The 16,573-nt window shown below is 67.3% G+C and carries 16 protein-coding genes; 6 read left to right on the plus strand and 10 right to left on the minus strand.

The window, feature by feature from the left end:
- The first annotated feature begins 97 nt into the window (after positions 1 to 97).
- Entirely contained in the window at positions 98 to 1,333 is a 1,236-nt protein-coding gene (lysA, locus tag IB257_RS07605; protein ID WP_054452398.1) for a diaminopimelate decarboxylase, read from the plus strand.
- 6 nt (positions 1,334 to 1,339) lie between these two features.
- Here lysA and garL read toward each other — a convergent pair whose 3' ends face one another.
- From garL to IB257_RS07635, 6 genes are all read right to left on the minus strand, one after another.
- Complete coding sequence (gene garL, locus IB257_RS07610) at positions 1,340 to 2,107, minus strand: 2-dehydro-3-deoxyglucarate aldolase (RefSeq protein WP_192492107.1); 768 nt, start codon at positions 2,105 to 2,107, stop codon at positions 1,340 to 1,342.
- Between the two features lie 74 nt (positions 2,108 to 2,181).
- Positions 2,182 to 3,177 (minus strand): tripartite tricarboxylate transporter substrate binding protein, encoded by a 996-nt coding sequence (locus tag IB257_RS07615; RefSeq protein ID WP_175181439.1) that lies wholly within the window; start codon positions 3,175 to 3,177, stop codon positions 2,182 to 2,184.
- Between the two features lie 47 nt (positions 3,178 to 3,224).
- Complete coding sequence (araD, locus tag IB257_RS07620; RefSeq protein ID WP_054452402.1) at positions 3,225 to 4,970, minus strand: L-arabinonate dehydratase; 1,746 nt, start codon at positions 4,968 to 4,970, stop codon at positions 3,225 to 3,227.
- Positions 4,971 to 5,017: 47 nt separating this feature from the next.
- Positions 5,018 to 6,124, minus strand: coding sequence for an Ldh family oxidoreductase (locus tag IB257_RS07625; RefSeq protein ID WP_054452404.1), 1,107 nt, complete (start codon positions 6,122 to 6,124; stop codon positions 5,018 to 5,020).
- A 49-nt stretch (positions 6,125 to 6,173) separates the two neighbouring features.
- Positions 6,174 to 6,947: a FadR/GntR family transcriptional regulator gene (locus tag IB257_RS07630; RefSeq protein ID WP_118932816.1), complete on the minus strand. Its 774-nt coding sequence runs from the start codon at positions 6,945 to 6,947 to the stop codon at positions 6,174 to 6,176.
- Between the two features lie 80 nt (positions 6,948 to 7,027).
- Positions 7,028 to 7,957, minus strand: coding sequence for a dihydrodipicolinate synthase family protein (locus tag IB257_RS07635; protein WP_054452405.1), 930 nt, complete (start codon positions 7,955 to 7,957; stop codon positions 7,028 to 7,030).
- A 224-nt stretch (positions 7,958 to 8,181) separates the two neighbouring features.
- Between IB257_RS07635 and IB257_RS07640 the strand changes: the two genes are divergently transcribed.
- The 3 genes from IB257_RS07640 to IB257_RS07650 all read left to right on the plus strand — a co-directional run bounded on the left by IB257_RS07640 (position 8,182) and on the right by IB257_RS07650 (position 11,316).
- Positions 8,182 to 9,195, plus strand: coding sequence for a tripartite tricarboxylate transporter substrate binding protein (locus IB257_RS07640; protein ID WP_054453632.1), 1,014 nt, complete (start codon positions 8,182 to 8,184; stop codon positions 9,193 to 9,195).
- 74 nt (positions 9,196 to 9,269) lie between these two features.
- Complete coding sequence (locus IB257_RS07645; protein ID WP_054452407.1) at positions 9,270 to 10,256, plus strand: tripartite tricarboxylate transporter substrate binding protein; 987 nt, start codon at positions 9,270 to 9,272, stop codon at positions 10,254 to 10,256.
- Between the two features lie 103 nt (positions 10,257 to 10,359).
- Positions 10,360 to 11,316, plus strand: coding sequence for a 2-hydroxyacid dehydrogenase (locus IB257_RS07650; RefSeq protein ID WP_192492108.1), 957 nt, complete (start codon positions 10,360 to 10,362; stop codon positions 11,314 to 11,316).
- A 143-nt stretch (positions 11,317 to 11,459) separates the two neighbouring features.
- Here the strand turns inward: IB257_RS07650 and IB257_RS07655 are convergent, their stop codons facing one another.
- The 3 genes from IB257_RS07655 to radA form a co-directional block, all read right to left on the minus strand.
- Positions 11,460 to 11,699 carry a hypothetical protein gene (locus tag IB257_RS07655; protein ID WP_054452411.1) on the minus strand — a complete coding sequence of 80 codons (240 nt, stop codon included), beginning with the start codon at positions 11,697 to 11,699 and terminating at the stop codon, positions 11,460 to 11,462.
- A gap of 162 nt (positions 11,700 to 11,861) precedes the next feature.
- Positions 11,862 to 12,641 (minus strand): sulfite exporter TauE/SafE family protein, encoded by a 780-nt coding sequence (locus tag IB257_RS07660; RefSeq protein WP_192492109.1) that lies wholly within the window; start codon positions 12,639 to 12,641, stop codon positions 11,862 to 11,864.
- 83 nt (positions 12,642 to 12,724) lie between these two features.
- Positions 12,725 to 14,086: a DNA repair protein RadA gene (gene radA, locus IB257_RS07665; RefSeq protein WP_059379903.1), complete on the minus strand. Its 1,362-nt coding sequence runs from the start codon at positions 14,084 to 14,086 to the stop codon at positions 12,725 to 12,727.
- A 413-nt stretch (positions 14,087 to 14,499) separates the two neighbouring features.
- Between radA and IB257_RS07670 the strand changes: the two genes are divergently transcribed.
- Both IB257_RS07670 and hpaR read left to right on the plus strand, forming a co-directional pair.
- The gene (locus IB257_RS07670; protein WP_192354920.1) at positions 14,500 to 15,135 is read left to right on the plus strand and encodes a hypothetical protein; all 636 of its coding nucleotides are present in this window, start codon (positions 14,500 to 14,502) and stop codon (positions 15,133 to 15,135) included.
- Positions 15,136 to 15,233: 98 nt separating this feature from the next.
- Positions 15,234 to 15,698 (plus strand): homoprotocatechuate degradation operon regulator HpaR, encoded by a 465-nt coding sequence (gene hpaR, locus IB257_RS07675; protein WP_054452418.1) that lies wholly within the window; start codon positions 15,234 to 15,236, stop codon positions 15,696 to 15,698.
- Here hpaR and hpaD read toward each other — a convergent pair whose 3' ends face one another.
- Positions 15,699 to 16,550, minus strand: coding sequence for a 3,4-dihydroxyphenylacetate 2,3-dioxygenase (gene hpaD, locus IB257_RS07680; RefSeq protein ID WP_054452420.1), 852 nt, complete (start codon positions 16,548 to 16,550; stop codon positions 15,699 to 15,701).
- Positions 16,551 to 16,573: the final 23 nt, after the last annotated feature.

Below are 16,573 nucleotides of genomic sequence, written 5' to 3' on the forward strand. Positions count from 1 at the left end.
ATGAATCGATCAAGGAATTTTAAGCATTTTACTGGATGACCGAAGCCGGGCATCATGCCGCCTTGTTTTCACTTCCACCAACAAGGTTTCGCCCGCCATGGCCTTCGATCCGCGCCAACTCACCCAACTCGCCGCCGAGCACGGCACGCCGCTCTGGGTGTACGACGCCGCCGTCATCCGTGAACGCATTGCGCAACTGCGCCGCTTCGACACCATCCGCTATGCGCAGAAGGCCTGTTCCAACCTGCACATCCTGCGCCTGATGCGCGCCGAAGGCGCCGTGGTGGACGCCGTCTCGCTGGGCGAGATCGAGCGCAGCCTGGCTGCCGGCTTCCAGCCCCAGGGCGAGCCGGAAGGCATCGTCTTCACCGCGGACCTGATCGACCACGCCACGCTGGCCGCGGTGCTCAAGCACGGCATCACCGTCAACGCCGGTTCCCTGGACATGCTGGCCCGCGTGGGCCAGGCCTCGCCCGGCCATCGCGTCTGGCTGCGCATCAACCCGGGTTTCGGCCACGGCCACAGCAACAAGACCAATACCGGCGGCCCGCAGAGCAAGCACGGCATCTGGATCGGCGATGTGGCCGAAGCCATGGCCATCGTGCGCCGCCACGGCCTGAAGCTGGTCGGCATCCACATGCATATCGGCTCGGGCGTGGACTACGCCCACCTGTCCAGCGTGTGCGACGCCATGGTCGACGTGGTCGCCTCGCTGGACCATGACATCGAAGCCATTTCGGCGGGCGGCGGCCTGTCCATCCCGTACCGCGAAGGCGATGCCCGTATCGACTGCGACCACTACTTCGAGCAATGGGACGCGGCGCGCCGCCGCATCGCCGAACGCCTGGGCCACGAGATCCGCCTGGAGATCGAGCCGGGCCGCTTCCTGGTCGCCGAGGCCGGCGCGCTGGTGTCGGAAGTGCATTCGATCAACCGCCGCCCGGAGCGCGACTTCGCGCTGGTCGATGCCGGCTTCAACGACCTGATGCGCCCGGCCATGTACGGCAGCTATCACCGCATTTCGGTGCATGCGCCCGATGGCGGCAAGCCGCAGGGCGCGGCGGAGACCCGCATCGCCGTAGCCGGCCCGCTGTGCGAATCGGGCGACGTGTTCACCCAGGACGCCGGCGGCGTCGTGTCGGATCAGTTGCTGCCGCAGCCGCGCATCGGCGACTTCCTGGTGTTCCACGACGCGGGCGCCTACGGCTCGTCCATGTCCTCGAACTACAACAGCCGCCCGCTGGCGCCCGAAGTGCTGCTGGACAACGGCGCGGCGCGGCTGATCCGCCGGCGCCAGACGATAGGCGAACTGCTGGCGCTGGAAGACGCCTGAGCGCCATCAGGTCGGGAACGCCTCGCGCAAGGCGAAGGTTGCCTGCTTGAACACGCCCAGGTCGGTGCCCACCGCCACGAAGTGCATGCCCATGTCCAGGTAGCGCCGCGCATCCGCATGCACCGGCGCAAGAATGCCCACGGCCTTGCCTTGGGCGGACACCCGCTGGTACAGATGGTGGATGGCCTCCTGGACTTCGGGATGGCCGGGATTGCCGATATGTCCCAGCGCCGCGGCCAGGTCGGACGGCCCGATGAATACGCCGTCCACGCCTTCCACCGAAGCGATCTCGTCCACCGCGGCGATGCCCGGGCGGCTTTCTATCTGCAGCAGCACGCAGATGTTGTCGTTGATGGTGTGCAGGTAGTCCGGCACCGTGCCATAGCGGTTGCTGCGCTGGGCGCCCGCCACGCCGCGCATGCCCTGCGGCGGATAGCGCGTGGCGGCCACGGCCCGGCGCGCGTCCTCTTCGGATTCGATGAACGGAATCAGCAGGTTGTAGAAGCCGATGTCCAGCAGCCGCTTGATCTCCACCGGATCGTTCCACGACGGCCGGCCGACAGCGGCGCTGGCGCTGCCCTGCAAGGCCTGCAGCTGCTGCAGGAACATCGGCACCTCGTTGGGCGAGTGCTCGCCGTCCAGCAGCAGCCAGTCGAAATCGGCCAGGCCCACGAGCTCGGCCGTGATGTGGCTGGACATGCACATCCAGAATCCGATGAGCCGTTCGCGCGCCAGGATGCGTTGGCGGAAACGGTTGGGTAGGGGTGAGTTCATTGCACTTTTCACTTCATCAAGAAAAACAGGTCAGGCCGGGCCAGCAAGCCCGGCCGCGCATTCAATCCACGCATTCAATCCATTTTCGCGCCCGAGGCCTTGGCGGCCTTGCCCCATTTCGTGATCTCGTTATCCACGAACGCCGAGAACGATTTCGGGTCGTCGGCCACCACCACGAACCCCACGCTCTCCAGCTTCTGCCGGATCTCGGGCGAGGATAGCGCCTTCACCGTCGCCTGGTTCAGGCGCTGGATCACGGCGGGCGGCGTCTTCGCTGGCGCCGACAAGCCAAACCAGGACTCGGCCGAAAAACCCGGATAGCCTGATTCCGCCACCGTCGGCGTATCGGGATAGGCGGGATTGCGCTTGGCGCTGGCCACGGCCAGTGCACGCAGCTTGCCCGACGTGACCTGCGGCAGCAACGCGTCCTGGTTCAGGAACAATACCGAGACACGGCCTCCGATGGTATCGGTGATGGCGGCGGCGCCGCCCTTGTAGGGCACGTGCACCAGGTCGATCTTGGCGTCCTGTTTCAGCATCTCCATGGCCAGGTGGCCGGAGGAGCCGCTGCCCGAACTCGCATGCGTGTACTTGCCCGGATTCTCCCGCGCCAGCTTGATGAAGTCCGCGAAAGTCTTGCCCGGGAAGTCGTTGTTGGCCACCAGCACATTGGGGCCCGTTGCCAGCAGCGAGATATGCGCGAAGTCGCTGTTGCGGTATGGCATGTTCTGGTAGATCGCGTAGCTGATGGCGTTGGACCCCACGCCGGACAGCAGCAGGGTATAGCCGTCGGGCTCGGCCTTGGCCACCATGTCGGAGCCGATATTGCCATTGGCGCCGCCCTTGTTCTCCACCACCACGGTCTGGCCCAGCTCCTTGGACAGTTCGGCCGCCAGCAGGCGCCCCACCGAATCGGTGCTGCCGCCCGCGGGGAACGGCACCACCAGCTTGAGTTGCTTGGCGGGCCAGGCCGCGCCCTGCGCCATCAGCATGCCGGGCAGCATGGCCAGTGTCCCCGCCGCCGCCAGGATGGCCAGGCGCGCGCGCGCCGCCGGTTTCTTCTGTTGCATGGTTGTCTCCTCTATGGTTTTTTTAGTATGTGCGTCCGGTGTCCGGGTCAGTGGATTTCAGGCTCGCCCGCGGCCGGAGCGCGCGTTTCGGTCTGAAGAAAATCAAAATCGCAGCCCGTGTCGGCCTGGCCGATATGCTTGAGGTACAGCACGCCATAGCCGCGCTCGAAACGCGGCGGCGGCGCCTGCCAGGCGGCGCGGCGCGCGGCAAGCTCCTCGTCGGACACCAGCAGTTCCAGGCGCCGCGCCGGCACGTCCAGCGTGATGCGGTCGCCGTCCTGCACCAGCGCCAACGGGCCGCCCACATAGGCCTCGGGCGCCACGTGCAGCACACAGGCGCCATAGCTGGTGCCGCTCATGCGCGCATCCGAAATGCGTACCATGTCGCGCACGCCCTGCTTCAGGAGCTTTTGCGGAATCGGCAACTGGCCCCATTCGGGCATGCCGGGCGCGCCCTGCGGCCCCGCGTTCTGCAGCACGATGACGCTGTCGGCATCCACGTCCAGGTCGGGGTCGTCGATGCGCGCCGCCATGTCGTTGTAGTCCTTGAAGACCACCGCGCGGCCCGTGTGCACCTGCAGATGCGCCTCCATCGCGGGCGGCTTGATCACCGCGCCGTCGGGCGCCAGGTTGCCGCGCAGCACCGCCAGCCCGTCGCGCTCGATCAGCGCCTGCGCGCGCGGCCGGATCACGTCTTCATTGAAGATCCGCGCGCCCGCGATGTTCTCGCCCAGCGTGCGGCCGTCCACGGTGCGCTGCGTCGTGTCCAGCAGGTCGCCCAGCTGCACCAGCATGGCGCGCAGGCCGCCGGCGTAATAGAAGTCTTCCATCAGGTACTTGCCGGCCGGCCGCAGATTGGCCAGCACCGGCGTGGTGCGCGCCAGATGGTCGAAGCGGTCCAGGTCCAGCCCGAAGCCGCTGCGCCGCGCCATGGCGATCAGGTGCACCACGGAATTGGTTGAGCCGGACAGCGCCAGCACCGTGCGCACGGCATTGTCGAACGACGCGGCGGTCAGCAGGTCCGACGGCTTCAGGTCTTCCCACACCATTTCCACGATGCGCTTGCCGGTCAGGCTGGCCATCTGCGCGTGGCGCGAATCCGGCGCGGGGATCGACGAAGCGCCCGACAGGCACAGGCCCAGCGCCTCGACCGCGCCCGTCATGGTGGACGCGGTGCCCATCGTCATGCAGTGGCCGGGCGAACGGGCGATGCCGTCCTCCACGCCCTGCCAGTCTTCCTCGGTAATGTTGCCGGCGCGCAGCTCGGCCCAGTATTTCCAGGTGTCCGAGCCCGAGCCCAGCGTGTTGCCGTTCCAGTTGCCGCGGAGCATGGGGCCGGCCGGCATGAAGATGGTGGGCAAGTCCATGGACACCGCGCCCATCAGCAGCGCGGGCGTGGTCTTGTCGCAGCCGCCCATCAGCACACAGCCGTCAGCGGGATAGGAGCGCAGAAGCTCTTCGGTCTCCATCGCCAGCAGGTTGCGGTAGAGCATGGTGGTCGGCTTCTGGAAGGGCTCCGACAGGCTCATGGCGGGCATTTCCACCGGGAAGCCGCCCGCCTGCCAGATGCCGCGCTTGACCTCTTCGACGCGCTGCTTGAAGTGGCTGTGGCAGGGGTTGATGTCGCTCCAGGTGTTGATGATGGCGATCACCGGCTTGCCGGCGTAGTCCGAGCGGTGATAGCCCATCTGCGCGGTGCGCGAACGGTGGCCGAACGAGCGCAGGTCGCGCACGCCATACCAGCGGTGGCTGCGCAGTTCTTCGGGTTTCTTGCGCTTGTCTGAATTGCTCATGTCTCTGTTCCTGTGCTCTTGGGCAAGGGTTTATAGGGAAAACGGAATCACGCCGGGTCCAGCAGATAAGGCGTGCCGGCGCGCTCGCAGATGGCGCGCAGGCGTTCGGCCAGCGCGGCGGAAATGGGTATGCCTGCGCGCAGCCGGCGCGCGCGCTCGGCGGCTTCGGGCTCGCCCGCCACCAGCACCGGCTCGTCCGGGTTGGCGGGCGGCGTGTCGTGCATGGCGTCGATCATGTCGTCCATGTCGGACTCGAACGAGCCCGCCGCGCGGAAGGCGTCGGGGTTCAAGGCCAGGAAGAAATGGCCCACATCGTCGGGTTCGCCCGGCCGGCGCGTCGGTGCGCGGCGCGCGGCGAAGGCGCTGCCGCTGAGCGTGCCGCCCAGGATCTGCGCCATCATCGCCAGGCCGTAGCCCTTGTGGCTGCTCATGGCGGCAGTGCCGCCCAGCGGGGTCAGGCCGCCCTCGGGATGCGTGAAGATGAATTGCATGGCGGCCGCCGCATCGGTAACCGCGCCGCCCTGCCCGTCCACCGCCCAGCCTGGCGGCAAGGGCTGATCCAGGAAGTCGTAGACCTTGACCTTGTTGGCGGCGACGGTGGTGGTCGCCATGTCCAGCACAAAGGGTTCGTTGTAGGCGGCCGGCGCGCCGAAGGCGATGGGATTGGTGCCCAGCATGGGCATGGCGCCGCGCGTGGGCACCATGATGACGCCGTTGGCGCTGCTGGTCACCAGCCCGACCACGCCGCGCTCGACCGCGATGCGCGCATAGACGCCGGCCGCGCCGAAGTGATGCGAATTACAGACCGACACGGCGCCCACGCCGTGCTCCAAAGCCTTGTCCACCGCCAGGTTCATGGCCTGCGCCGCCACCGGATAGCCCAGGCCGCCCATGCCGTCGATCAGCGCGCTGGCGCCGCCGTCGCGCAGGATCCGCGGCCTGGCGTCCAGCCGCAGGGCGCCAGCGCGCAGCTTGTCCTCGTATGCCGGCAGCATGGAGATGCCGTGCGAGTCGATGCCCAGCAGGTCGGTGCGCGCCATCAGGCCCGCGGTGATGTGCGCCAGGTCCTGCGCCATGCCCCAGGCCATCAGCACCTGCAGGATCTGCTCGCGGACCTGCTCCACCGGCACTTCCGCCGCGATATTCCCTTGCACTCTGGTCTCCTGTAGTTTTGGTTTGATCGCAGCGGGCGGACGGAAGGGATCAATCGCGCTCGCGGTCCACCAGCCGGTGACGGGCCTGGCCCAGATGGAACTGCATGGCCACGCGGGCGCGCTCGCTGTCCTGTTCGCGGATGGCGTCCAGGATCGCGGCATGCTCGTCCACCACGCGCTGCGCACGCTGGCGCGAACCGGTGCGGGTCAGGTTCAAGGTCAGCCGCATGAAGCCGCTGATGGATTCGTGGATGCTTTCCAGCACGCCCAGATAGAAGTCGTTGCCGCTGGCTTCGGCGATGCTGGCATGGAAGGCCAGGTCGGCCTCGGCCGACACCTGGCCGCGCGCCAGGCTGTCGGCGAAGGCCGCATGCGCATCGGCGATCTTCCTGAGCTGCTCGTCGGTGCGGCGCAGCGCCGCCAGGCGCGCGGCGTCGCCCTCCAGCGCCACCCGGACCTCCTGGGCCCGCAGGTAGGCGCTGACGTTCTGCACGTCGTTGAAGGTCTTCAGGCGCGGTGCGGGCGCATGGCTGACAAAGGTGCCCAGCCCCTGGTGCGCGGTGATCAGGCCGTCGGCGCGCAGCCGCAGCAGCGCTTCGCGCACCACCGGACGCGAGACGCCGAAGCGTTCGGATATTTCGTTCTCGGAAGGCAGCTTGTCGCCCACGTTCAACCCGCCAGAGACGATCTGCTCGAAGATCTGGCCGTACAGCTGATCCGCCAGCCGCACCCGGTGCCCGCGTTCGAGCACCAGCGCGCCCGCGGCATCGTGTTCGGCGGGCGCCTGCGGCGCTGGCGCGGGTGTTGCTTTGGGTCGGGCCACGAAACCTCCTCGATGCTATGGCGCTGTCCGCGATGGCGGGACAGCGCTCATCGTACCGTCAATGCGCGGCGCCAGTGCGCTCACGCAGCAGCCGCCTCCCGGTCCCAGGCCGCCAGGGCGCGCGCCACCGGCGCCACCCGCTCGCGCTCGGCGGCGGAGATGCCGGTCAGCAGGGGCAGCATCGGCCCCATGTCCGCCACGCCCGACAGCGTCACGGCATCGTGCAGCACGCGAATGGGACTGATGCTGTCGCGGCAGTCTTCCAGGCCCAGGTACTGCTGGCGCACAGCCTCGGCTTCGTCATAGCGGCCGTCGCGCAACAGATGCAACAGGCGCATCGAACCGCGCGGCGCCACGCAGACCGAGCCGGAGGTGAAGCTCTTCAGGCCGAAATCGCGGTAGTGCACGATGGCCGGACGTTCGCCGATGCCGCTGACGATCCAGCGCGCGTCCACCGCCTGCAGCAGCGATGACAGGTAGGCGTCCTGCGACGGATCATCGCGCACGACGGCGTACTTGAAGGCCACGATGCGGCCCTCTTCGATCAGGCGCGCGGCGCTTTCCGGCGCCAGGTAGCCGGACGACTTGATGTAGATCACCGCGGGCTTGCCCAGCGCGTCCGTGAAGCGGCGCACGCCTTCGGCCAGGCCCGCGTCCGTGTAGGGAAAGGACATGGGCAGCAACATGGCCGTGGGAAACGCACGCGTACGCAGGATCGCCGCCTGGTCCATCATCTTGCCGTAGTCGGGCCCCACGGAAGGCAGGATCCACGTGTCCGCGCCCGCCAATCCGGCCAGCATGTCGACGATGCGCGCGTACTCGCCCACGCCCACGTTGTAGAAGTTGGCGTTGCCGCCATACATCACGTTGCGCACGCCGCCCGCTTCCAGATGGCCGAGCAAGGCCTTGTTGGCCGCCTCGTTCAGGGAAAGATCGTCTTGGCGCGCCAGCGGCGGCACGGCGATGACCGAACGCTGCAAATCCTGCGCGGTGACCGGGGAGGTTTTCATGGACGGGGCTCCTGGCTGATCCTGCTATCGGGTGTGGGGGTTCGAAAAAGTATACTTGGTTGACAAGCACAAGCTCAATACATATATTTGTTTTACAAGTAGTCCGGCAGCAAAACGCAGGGCGCCGCGGGGCGCCATGCGGCGTCAAAGCCTCGGGCCATGCCAGGGGCGGAATACCCCCAGAAACGATGCGCGGCCACGCGCACACCGAGGAGACGAATTCCATGCATGCAGCCCCTGCGCGAGGCCGGTCCGCCTTGGCCGTTCTTTGCAGCGCCGCCCTGGCGGCGGCCGCCTTCCTGTCGCCGGCCGCGCCGGCGCGGGCAGACTACCCGGAACGGGACGTCAAGATCATCGTGCCCTTCCCGGCCGGCGGCACCACCGACATCGCGGCCCGCATCGTCGCCGCCGAACTCGGCAAGACCTGGAACAAGGCCGTGGTGGTGGACAACAAGGCAGGCGCAGGCGGCAACGTCGGCACGGCCGAAGCAGCCCGGGCCGCGCCGGACGGCTACACGCTGCTGATGGGCACCGTCAGCACCCATGCGATCAACCAGTCGGTCTATGCCAAGCTGCCTTACGACCCGGTCAAGGACTTCGTGCCGGTGACGCTGGTGATCCCCGTGCCCAACATCCTGGAACTCAACCCCGCGTTTGCCGACAAGCACGGCATCCGCACGGTGGCCGACCTGATCAAGTACCTGAAGGCCAATCCGGGCAGCGTCAACATGGCGTCCACCGGCAACGGCACCTCCACGCATCTGTCGGGAGAGCTCTTCCAGAACATGACGGGTACGCGCATGACCCACGTGCCGTACAAGGGAAGCAGCCCCGCGCTGACCGATGTGATGGCCGGTTCCGCCGATCTGATCTTCGACAACCTGCCGTCCTCCATGGGGTTCCTCAAGAGCGGCAAGCTGCGCCCGCTGGCCGTCACCAGCGCCCAGCGTTCACCCGCCTTGCCCGACGTCCCCACCATGGCCGAGGCCGGCGTGCAGGGCTATGACGCGTCCAGCTGGTTCGGCCTGCTGGCGCCCGCCGGCACGCCGCAGGCGGTGGTCGACAAGATCCAGCGCGACGTGGCCGCGGCCCTCAAGCAGGAATCCGTGCGCACGCAGTTGCAGGCGCAAGGCGCCACGCCCTCCGGCAACACGCCGGCCCAGTTCAAACAGTTCATGGCGCAGGAATCCGCCAAATGGGCGGAGGTCGTGAAGAAATCCGGCGCCAAGGTCGACTGACCCCAAGCCGATCCGGGTCCGTCCGCAACGCGTGGGCGGCGGGCTCTTCATCAGCACGCGAACCAGGAGACACCATGAACAAACTGATGAGCGCCGCGGCCGTCGCAGCCGCCGTCGCCGCAGGCGCCGTGCTGCCCGGGATGCCCGCGGCGCAGGCCGCCGGCTATCCCGACAAACCCGTGACGATGATAGTGCCTTTCGTGCCGGGCGGTTCTTCCGACATTACCGCGCGCTCGGTCACGCCGGGGCTGACGAAAATCCTGGGGCAGACCTTCGTGGTCGAAAACAAGCCCGGCGCCAACAGCGCCATCGGCGCGCAGGCGCTGGCCCGCTCCACGCCTGACGGGTACACCATGATGGTCGGCTCCATCGGCACCTTCGCCATCAACGAGGCGCTCTACAAGAACCTGTCGTACAACCCCAGCAAGGACTTCGAATACCTGACGCAGGCGGTGCGCAATCCCAACGTGCTGGTGGCAGCGCCGACGTTTCCGGCCAGCACCGTCGCCGAGCTGGTCGAATACGCGAAGAAGAATCCGGGCAAGGTGTCCTATGCCTCGTCGGGCACGGGTTCGTCGGACCACCTGTCCGCCGTGCTGTTCCGCCAGCGCACCCAGAGCACGGGCGTGGACGTCCCCTACCGCGGCGGCGGCGCGGCCATCGCCGACCTGATCGGCGGGCAGGTCAACGTGTCATTCCAGAACCTGGGCGCGGTCCAGACCCACATCAAGGCCGGCAAGCTCAAGGCGCTGGCCATCACGGGCGACGCCCGCGCCGCCGACCTGCCGGACGTGCCCACGCTGGCCGAGGCCGGCATCAAGGACATGGTGGTGTACTCCTGGCAAGGCTTTGCCGTGCCCAAGGGCACGCCCGCGCCCATCGTCCAGCAACTGTCCAAGGCCTTGCAGACCGCGCTGCGCGATCCCCAGACCGAGAAGACCCTGCAAGGCCTGGGCTTTGAGGTCGTGGCCAACACGCCGCAGCAGTTCACGGCATTCCAGCAGGCCGAGGTCAAGCGCTGGAAGGACGTCATCCAGAAAGCCAACATCCAGCTCGAGTAAGGTCGCGACCTGGACCCGGGATGCCCCTGGCGGGCATCCTGTCAGCCTGCATCAAGGCCGGATCAAGTAGCATCAACGTTTTGCCACCCACCTGTACGACAACATGACCACCAAGCATCGCATCATCCAGGTCGGCTCGCTGGCCGGTTCCCCCTACGCCAACAAGACGCTCGCGGACCGCTACGACGTCGTCGAACTATGGAAGTACCCGGACCGCAAGGCGGCGCTGGCCGAGCATGGCAAGGGCGTCACCGCCGTCGTCACGTCCGCCACCTACGGCGCCAACGCCGAACTCATCAACGCCCTGCCCGACCTGAAGGCCATCTGCAGCTGGGGCGTGGGCTACGAGACCATCGACGTCCAGGCCGCCAAGCAGCGCGGCGTGCAGGTCAGCAATACCCCCGACGTGCTGACCGACTGCGTCGCCGATCTGGCCTGGGGCCTCCTGATCGCGGGCGCGCGCCACATGGGCCAGGGCGAACGCTTCGTGCGCGCGGGCCAGTGGGGCCAGGTGCATGGCGGCATCCCGCTGGGCCAGCGCGTCAGCGGCAAGAAGCTGGGCATCGTCGGCCTGGGCCGCATCGGCGAGGCCATCGCCCGCCGCGGCATGGGCTTCGACATGGACGTGCGCTACCACAACCGCCGCAAGCGCGATGACGTGGAATACGGCTACGAAGCCTCGCTCACCGACCTGGCCAAGTGGGCCGACTTCCTCGTCGTGGCCACCGTCGGCGGTCCCAGCACGCGCCATCTGGTCAACCGCGAAGTGCTGGAAGCGCTGGGCCCCACGGGCATCATCGTCAACATCGCGCGCGGCCCCGTCATCGACGAGACCGCGCTGGTCGCCGCGCTGGAAGCCGGCAAGCTGGGCTGCGCCGCGCTCGACGTGTTCGAGCACGAGCCCAAGGTGCCCGAAGCGTTGCTCAAGACCGATCGCGCAGTGCTGCTGCCGCACATCGGCAGCGCCACGCTGGAAACCCGCGTGGCCATGGAGAACCTGATGCTGGAAAACCTGCAGGCGTTCTTCGAGACCGGCCGCGTGATCACTCCTGCGGAGTAAGGCCCGCCCTGCGCCGCAGCCGCGGCGCGCCAAATGAAAAAGCCTCTCGGCGCCCATACCGAGAGGCTTTCGACTTTCCGGCCCCCGCGGGAATCGGAAGTCGTTTGCGCAAAGGAACTACCGGGCGCTCAGGCCCTCAGTGCTTACTTCGCTGGCGCCGCTGCGCCGGAATGATCCGTCTTCGCGGCCCCGCCCGATTTGGCCGCCGCCGGTTTGGCGGAGGTCTTGTCGGACTTGTGATGCTTGTGCTGCGCCTGGGTCTTGGTTTCACCCGTCTTGGACGTGGCATCGGCGCCCGCTGCAAACGCCGAAGGCGCGGCAGCCAGACCGAGGCACAGGGCCGAGGTGGATAGGAACGCAGCAATACGGGAGTGAGTCGTCATTTCATGAACTCCTGAATGTAAAAGGACCGAAGTCCTTTTTTCGACACGGGGCGGCAACATCGCCGCTTTACCCGTTCCCGTTTGAACCGGCCCCATCCAGAAGGTTCAGCGCGGAACCAGAAAATTTCGGTCGCTAACGCTTCGAAATATGGCGCGGACGGTTCAGCTCTCGAACGCCAGCAGCGCCACGGTGGCGAACAGCATCAGTGCGAAGCAGGCTCTCAGCTTGCGTTCAGGCAGACGGTACGCAAGCTTCACGCCCACCGGCACGAACAGCAGGCTGCCTATCGCCAGCGGCGCGCCGACCAGCCAATCGGCCTGCCCCGCCCAGGAGTAGGTGATCAACGCGATGAAAGATCCCGGAATCACCATGCTCAGCGCCAGCGCCTGCGCCGTGGTCTGCGGCAACCTGAACACGGACGTGATGATGGGCACGGCCAGCACCGCGCCGCCCACGCCGAAGAAGCCGCCCAGCGTGCCGCACAAAATGCCCAGCACGCTGGCGCGGCGCGGCGTGAAGACCGGCGCATCGCCCTTGGCCGCCGGCTTGCGCGTCGCAACGGGACGCGAGGCGCGCCAGGTCTGCCACACATAAAACAGCGCAATGAAGAACAGGAACACGGCGAAGCTGCGGCGCAGGATGCCGGAATCTATGCCCAGCGCCAGTTGCGCGCCGACCCAGGTGAACACCACGGCCCCGGCCGCTCCCGCCAACGCCACGCGCTTGTCGATGCGGGTCTGCTGGTTGTACTTGCGCACCGCCATCATGATGGTGGGCAGGACCATGATGAGCGCCGTGCCCTGCGCCAACTGCTGCGACATGCCCATCAACAGCACCAGCGCGGGAATCGCGATCAGGCCGCCCCCGATGCCCAGCACGCCGCCCATGAAACCGATCAGGCCGCCCGCAGCCAGGCACGCGGCGATAACTAACAGACTCACTTCTTGCTCCAGCAGGCCCGGCCAGTGCAGGCCGGGCAATCAGAATGTCGATATGAAACCGCCGCAGGCCGCCGCTCTCGGCGTCAGCGCAGCTTGTCCAGCGCGGCGTCCAGCCGGTCCACCGCCCAGATCTCCAGTCCTTCGATGGGCTGGCGCGGCGCGTTGGCCTTGGGGATCAGCGCAATCGAAAAGCCCAGCTTGGCCGCTTCGCGCAAGCGTTCCTGTCCGCGCGGCGCGGGCCGGATCTCGCCCGCCAGGCCGACCTCGCCGAAAGCAATCAGGCCGCGCGGCAGCGGCTTGTCGCGCAGCGAGGACATGATGGCCAGCAGCACCGGCAGGTCAGCCGCAGGTTCCGTGATGCGCACGCCGCCCACCGCGTTGACGAACACGTCCTGGTCAAAGGTGGACACGCCGGCGTGCCGGTGCAGCACCGCCAGCAGCATCGCCAGGCGGTTGCCCTCCAGGCCGACCGTGAGCCGGCGCGGGTTGGGCGCGTGCGAACTATCCACCAGCGCCTGGATCTCCACCAGCAGCGGGCGCGTGCCTTCCTGCGTGGCCATCACGCAGGATCCCGCGACCTGCTGTTCATGCTGCGACAGAAACAGCGCGGAAGGGTTGGCCACGCCGCGCAGCCCGCGGTCCGTCATGGCGAAGACACCCAGTTCATTGACCGCGCCGAAGCGGTTCTTGAAGGCGCGCACCAGGCGGAACGAGGAATGCGTGTCGCCCTCGAAATACAGCACGGTGTCCACGATGTGCTCCAGCACCCGCGGCCCGGCCAGCGCGCCGTCCTTGGTGACGTGGCCGATCATGACGATGGCGATGCCCGTCTGCTTGGCCAGGCGCGTGAGCTGCGCCGCGCATTCGCGCACCTGCGACACCGACCCCGGCGCCGCGGTCAGTTCGCCGCTGTACAGGGTCTGGATCGAGTCGATCACCGCCACAGTGGGCTTCTGCTCCGACACCGCCGCCTGGATCGACTCCAGCCGGATCTCGGCCAGCAGGTTGACGTTGCCCGTCTGCAGGCCCAGCCGGCGCGCACGCAGCGCCACCTGTTCGGCGGATTCCTCGCCCGTCACGTACAGCACGTTGGTGACTTCGGACAGCGAGGCCAGCGCCTGCAGCAGCAAGGTGGACTTGCCTATGCCCGGGTCGCCGCCGATCAGCACCACGGCGCCGGCCACCAGGCCGCCGCCCAGCACACGGTCGAATTCTTCCAGCCCGGTAGGCTGGCGCGGCGTTTCGCGGGCCTCGATTTCAGACAGGCTGCGCACGGGGCTGGCGGCCGCCAGCGGCGCATAACGGTGGGAGGCGGCGGCCGGCGCCGACGATTCCACGGTTTCTTCCAGCGTGTTCCAGGCGTTGCAATGTGGGCATTTGCCCTGCCACTTGGGGGTGGTGCCGCCGCAATCGGAGCACACATATACGGTTCGGGATTTGGCCATGCGCGAAAGTGTACCGGCAAGCCAGGGCGGCATGCGCGCGCACACGCGCGCTTTCGTCCTCGCACGCCCCATGATGGGGCGGTATCTGTCATTCTGCTTTCAAAAACAGGGACGTGCTGAAGTTACATGATGCAAACTCAAGAAATTCTCTGGCGGATTTCTCCAAATCGCGCATAATCATCAGGTGCAGCGCATTGACGAACCGCCCGGCCCAGGGCGGCATACCTGCAGCCAGACGCCCTCGGGGCGCGGCGGCGGGAATCGCGGCGCAATCACCCGCGGCTTTCCAGGAAGCCGCCTAAACCGGAACAGGACCCGAGCTACGACGAGACCGCCGGACCACCGGCGCGGCGTGCGCAGAGGTCAGACGCGGATGCGCCTTGCCACCAGGCGCATGTGCGAGGAGTACGCGCATGAGCATTACCTACCGCCCCCCTTTCGACGAAGACGATGAACGGGATCTGCGCGCCTTGTATCGCAGGCACGGTCCCGGCGCCAATCCCGAATTGGACGCGGCAGTGCGCCGCCGTTGGCATCCCGGCCATAGCTGGCACCCCGCCTGGGGCGCTGCCGCTTGCGCGGCCATGGTCTTCGGCCTGTTCGCCTGGACCGAGATGCGCGAAGCCCAGGATTTTCCCGAGCAGAACACGCCTGTCATCACCCCCCACGAAATAGGGACAAGCTCGGAACGCGCGCCCGCGCTGCTGTCCACGCCTGCGCAAGCGCCCGCCGAACAGTCCGCGCCCGTCACCGAACGCGTGGCCGCGCCGCCGCAAGAAACGGCGCCGCAAGCCGCTCCTGCCCAGGAAGCCGCCCCCGCCGCCCAGGAAACCTCGCCCGCGGAACAACCAGCCGCCGAGCCCGCCGCGCCGGAAACGCCCGCCCTCAGCGATCAAGACATCGAAGCCCGCGTGACCCACATCCGGGCGCTGGTGCGCGAGGAACAGCAGGAAGAGGCAGTACAGGCGCTGCGCGAATTGCAGCAGGCCGCCCCCGACTTGACCCTGCCCGACGACCTGCAGGAACTGGCCCAGCAGAACCCCGCCTGATCACCGCCACCCATCGGCGCCGCGCCCGGCGCGGACCGATGGGCGCGCGCGTCCGATTTCGCTGCGGCGCGGCCCGGCTTCTTGCTAACATAGCCGCCATGAGTCCGAGCTTCCACCACCGCAATCTCCCCCATCTGCTGCTCTACGCGCGTGAAACGCTGATGGCGCACTTCCGCCCCATCCTGCACGCCGCGGGCGTCACCGAACAACAATGGCGGGTGCTGCGCACGCTGAGCGAAGTGGGCTCCATGGAACCCAACCAGATCGCCCGCACCTGCCAGATTCTCAGCCCCAGCCTCACGCGCATGCTGGCGGGCATGCAGGAACAGGGCCTGATCAAGCGCACGCGCTCCAGCGCCGATCAGCGGCGCCAGGAAATTTCGCTGACGCCCAAGAGCAACAAGCTGATCGACCGCATGCGTCCGCAAGTGGACGCGAAGTACCAGGAAATCGAGGCCCGGATCGGCAAGGAATTGCTGGACCGCCTGTATCGCGACGTCGACACCATGGTCGAACTGATCAAGCGCGAGCCCGCCGACGCGCGCGCCTCCGAAGAGGAATGATCAGGCCGGCACCGGGAAGATCGCGTTGATCTGCCCCGTGCCGGAACTGGCGAAGTAATCCGTCACGATCTCCACCGGCTGGTCGTAGCCGTCCCAGCCCAACAGGCCCAGCAGCATCGCGGTATCGTGCATGCCGCCCTCGCCCACGCACAGGTCCGCGTATTCGGGCAGCATGGCGCAGAAGGCCTTCCAGTCGCCCTGGCGCCACAACTCCACCACCCGCAAGTCCACCTGCCGGAAGAACTCGCGGCTGATCTGGTGCATGGCGGCCTCGGGGCTGCCGTTGTCGTTGAAGCGATGCGACAGCGAACCGCTGGCCAGCACCGCCACGCGGCTGTCGCTGGCCTCGATGGCCTGGCGCAACGCCGCGCCGAAGCGGCGGCTTTCGTCCAGCGAGTGCCAGGCGCACCAGGCGGCTACCGACACCACGTTGAAGCGCCCGTCGCCATTCATGTAGCGCATCGGCACCAGTGTGCCGTACTCCAGTTCCAGGCTGTCGATTTCATGCGAACGCGTGCCCACGCCCGCGGCGTTGGCGCATTCAGCGATGCGGCGCCCCAGTTGCGGATTGCCGCGGTAGGCGTAATCCATGTCCTTGATGAAATGCGGCAGCTCGTTGCTGGTGTAGCGGCCCTTGAAGCCGCTGTTGCAGTTCACGTGATAGCCGCCGTTGACCAGCCAGTGCACGTCCAGCACCACGATGCTGTCCACATCCAGGTCGCGGCAACGCTGGCCGATGATGCGATGTCCCTGGATCGCCGCCTCCCTGCAACCCTGGTGCTTGCCAGGCAGTTCCGAAAGATACATGGACGGCACATGCGTTACCTTGGCCGCCAGCGCGAGCTTGCCCATGATGCTAGTCTCCTCGTTCTTGT

Source organism: Achromobacter sp. ACM03, from assembly GCF_014851665.1.
Taxonomy (GTDB): domain Bacteria; phylum Pseudomonadota; class Gammaproteobacteria; order Burkholderiales; family Burkholderiaceae_B; genus Achromobacter; species Achromobacter aegrifaciens.

What these genes read in the sequence shown, in the direction of transcription:
- IB257_RS07650 (WP_192492108.1), top strand. Translation starts at nt 10,360, where the DNA reads ATGACCACCAAGCATCGCATCATCCAGGTCGGCTCGCTGGCCGGTTCC.
- radA (WP_059379903.1), bottom strand. Translation starts at nt 14,086, where the DNA reads ATGGCCAAATCCCGAACCGTATATGTGTGCTCCGATTGCGGCGGCACC.
- IB257_RS07645 (WP_054452407.1), top strand. Translation starts at nt 9,270, where the DNA reads ATGAACAAACTGATGAGCGCCGCGGCCGTCGCAGCCGCCGTCGCCGCA.
- IB257_RS07615 (WP_175181439.1), bottom strand. Translation starts at nt 3,177, where the DNA reads ATGCAACAGAAGAAACCGGCGGCGCGCGCGCGCCTGGCCATCCTGGCG.
- IB257_RS07670 (WP_192354920.1), top strand. Translation starts at nt 14,500, where the DNA reads ATGAGCATTACCTACCGCCCCCCTTTCGACGAAGACGATGAACGGGAT.
- IB257_RS07655 (WP_054452411.1), bottom strand. Translation starts at nt 11,699, where the DNA reads ATGACGACTCACTCCCGTATTGCTGCGTTCCTATCCACCTCGGCCCTG.
- araD (WP_054452402.1), bottom strand. Translation starts at nt 4,970, where the DNA reads ATGAGCAATTCAGACAAGCGCAAGAAACCCGAAGAACTGCGCAGCCAC.
- IB257_RS07635 (WP_054452405.1), bottom strand. Translation starts at nt 7,957, where the DNA reads ATGAAAACCTCCCCGGTCACCGCGCAGGATTTGCAGCGTTCGGTCATC.
- hpaD (WP_054452420.1), bottom strand. Translation starts at nt 16,550, where the DNA reads ATGGGCAAGCTCGCGCTGGCGGCCAAGGTAACGCATGTGCCGTCCATG.
- hpaR (WP_054452418.1), top strand. Translation starts at nt 15,234, where the DNA reads ATGAGTCCGAGCTTCCACCACCGCAATCTCCCCCATCTGCTGCTCTAC.
- IB257_RS07640 (WP_054453632.1), top strand. Translation starts at nt 8,182, where the DNA reads ATGCATGCAGCCCCTGCGCGAGGCCGGTCCGCCTTGGCCGTTCTTTGC.
- garL (WP_192492107.1), bottom strand. Translation starts at nt 2,107, where the DNA reads ATGAACTCACCCCTACCCAACCGTTTCCGCCAACGCATCCTGGCGCGC.
- lysA (WP_054452398.1), top strand. Translation starts at nt 98, where the DNA reads ATGGCCTTCGATCCGCGCCAACTCACCCAACTCGCCGCCGAGCACGGC.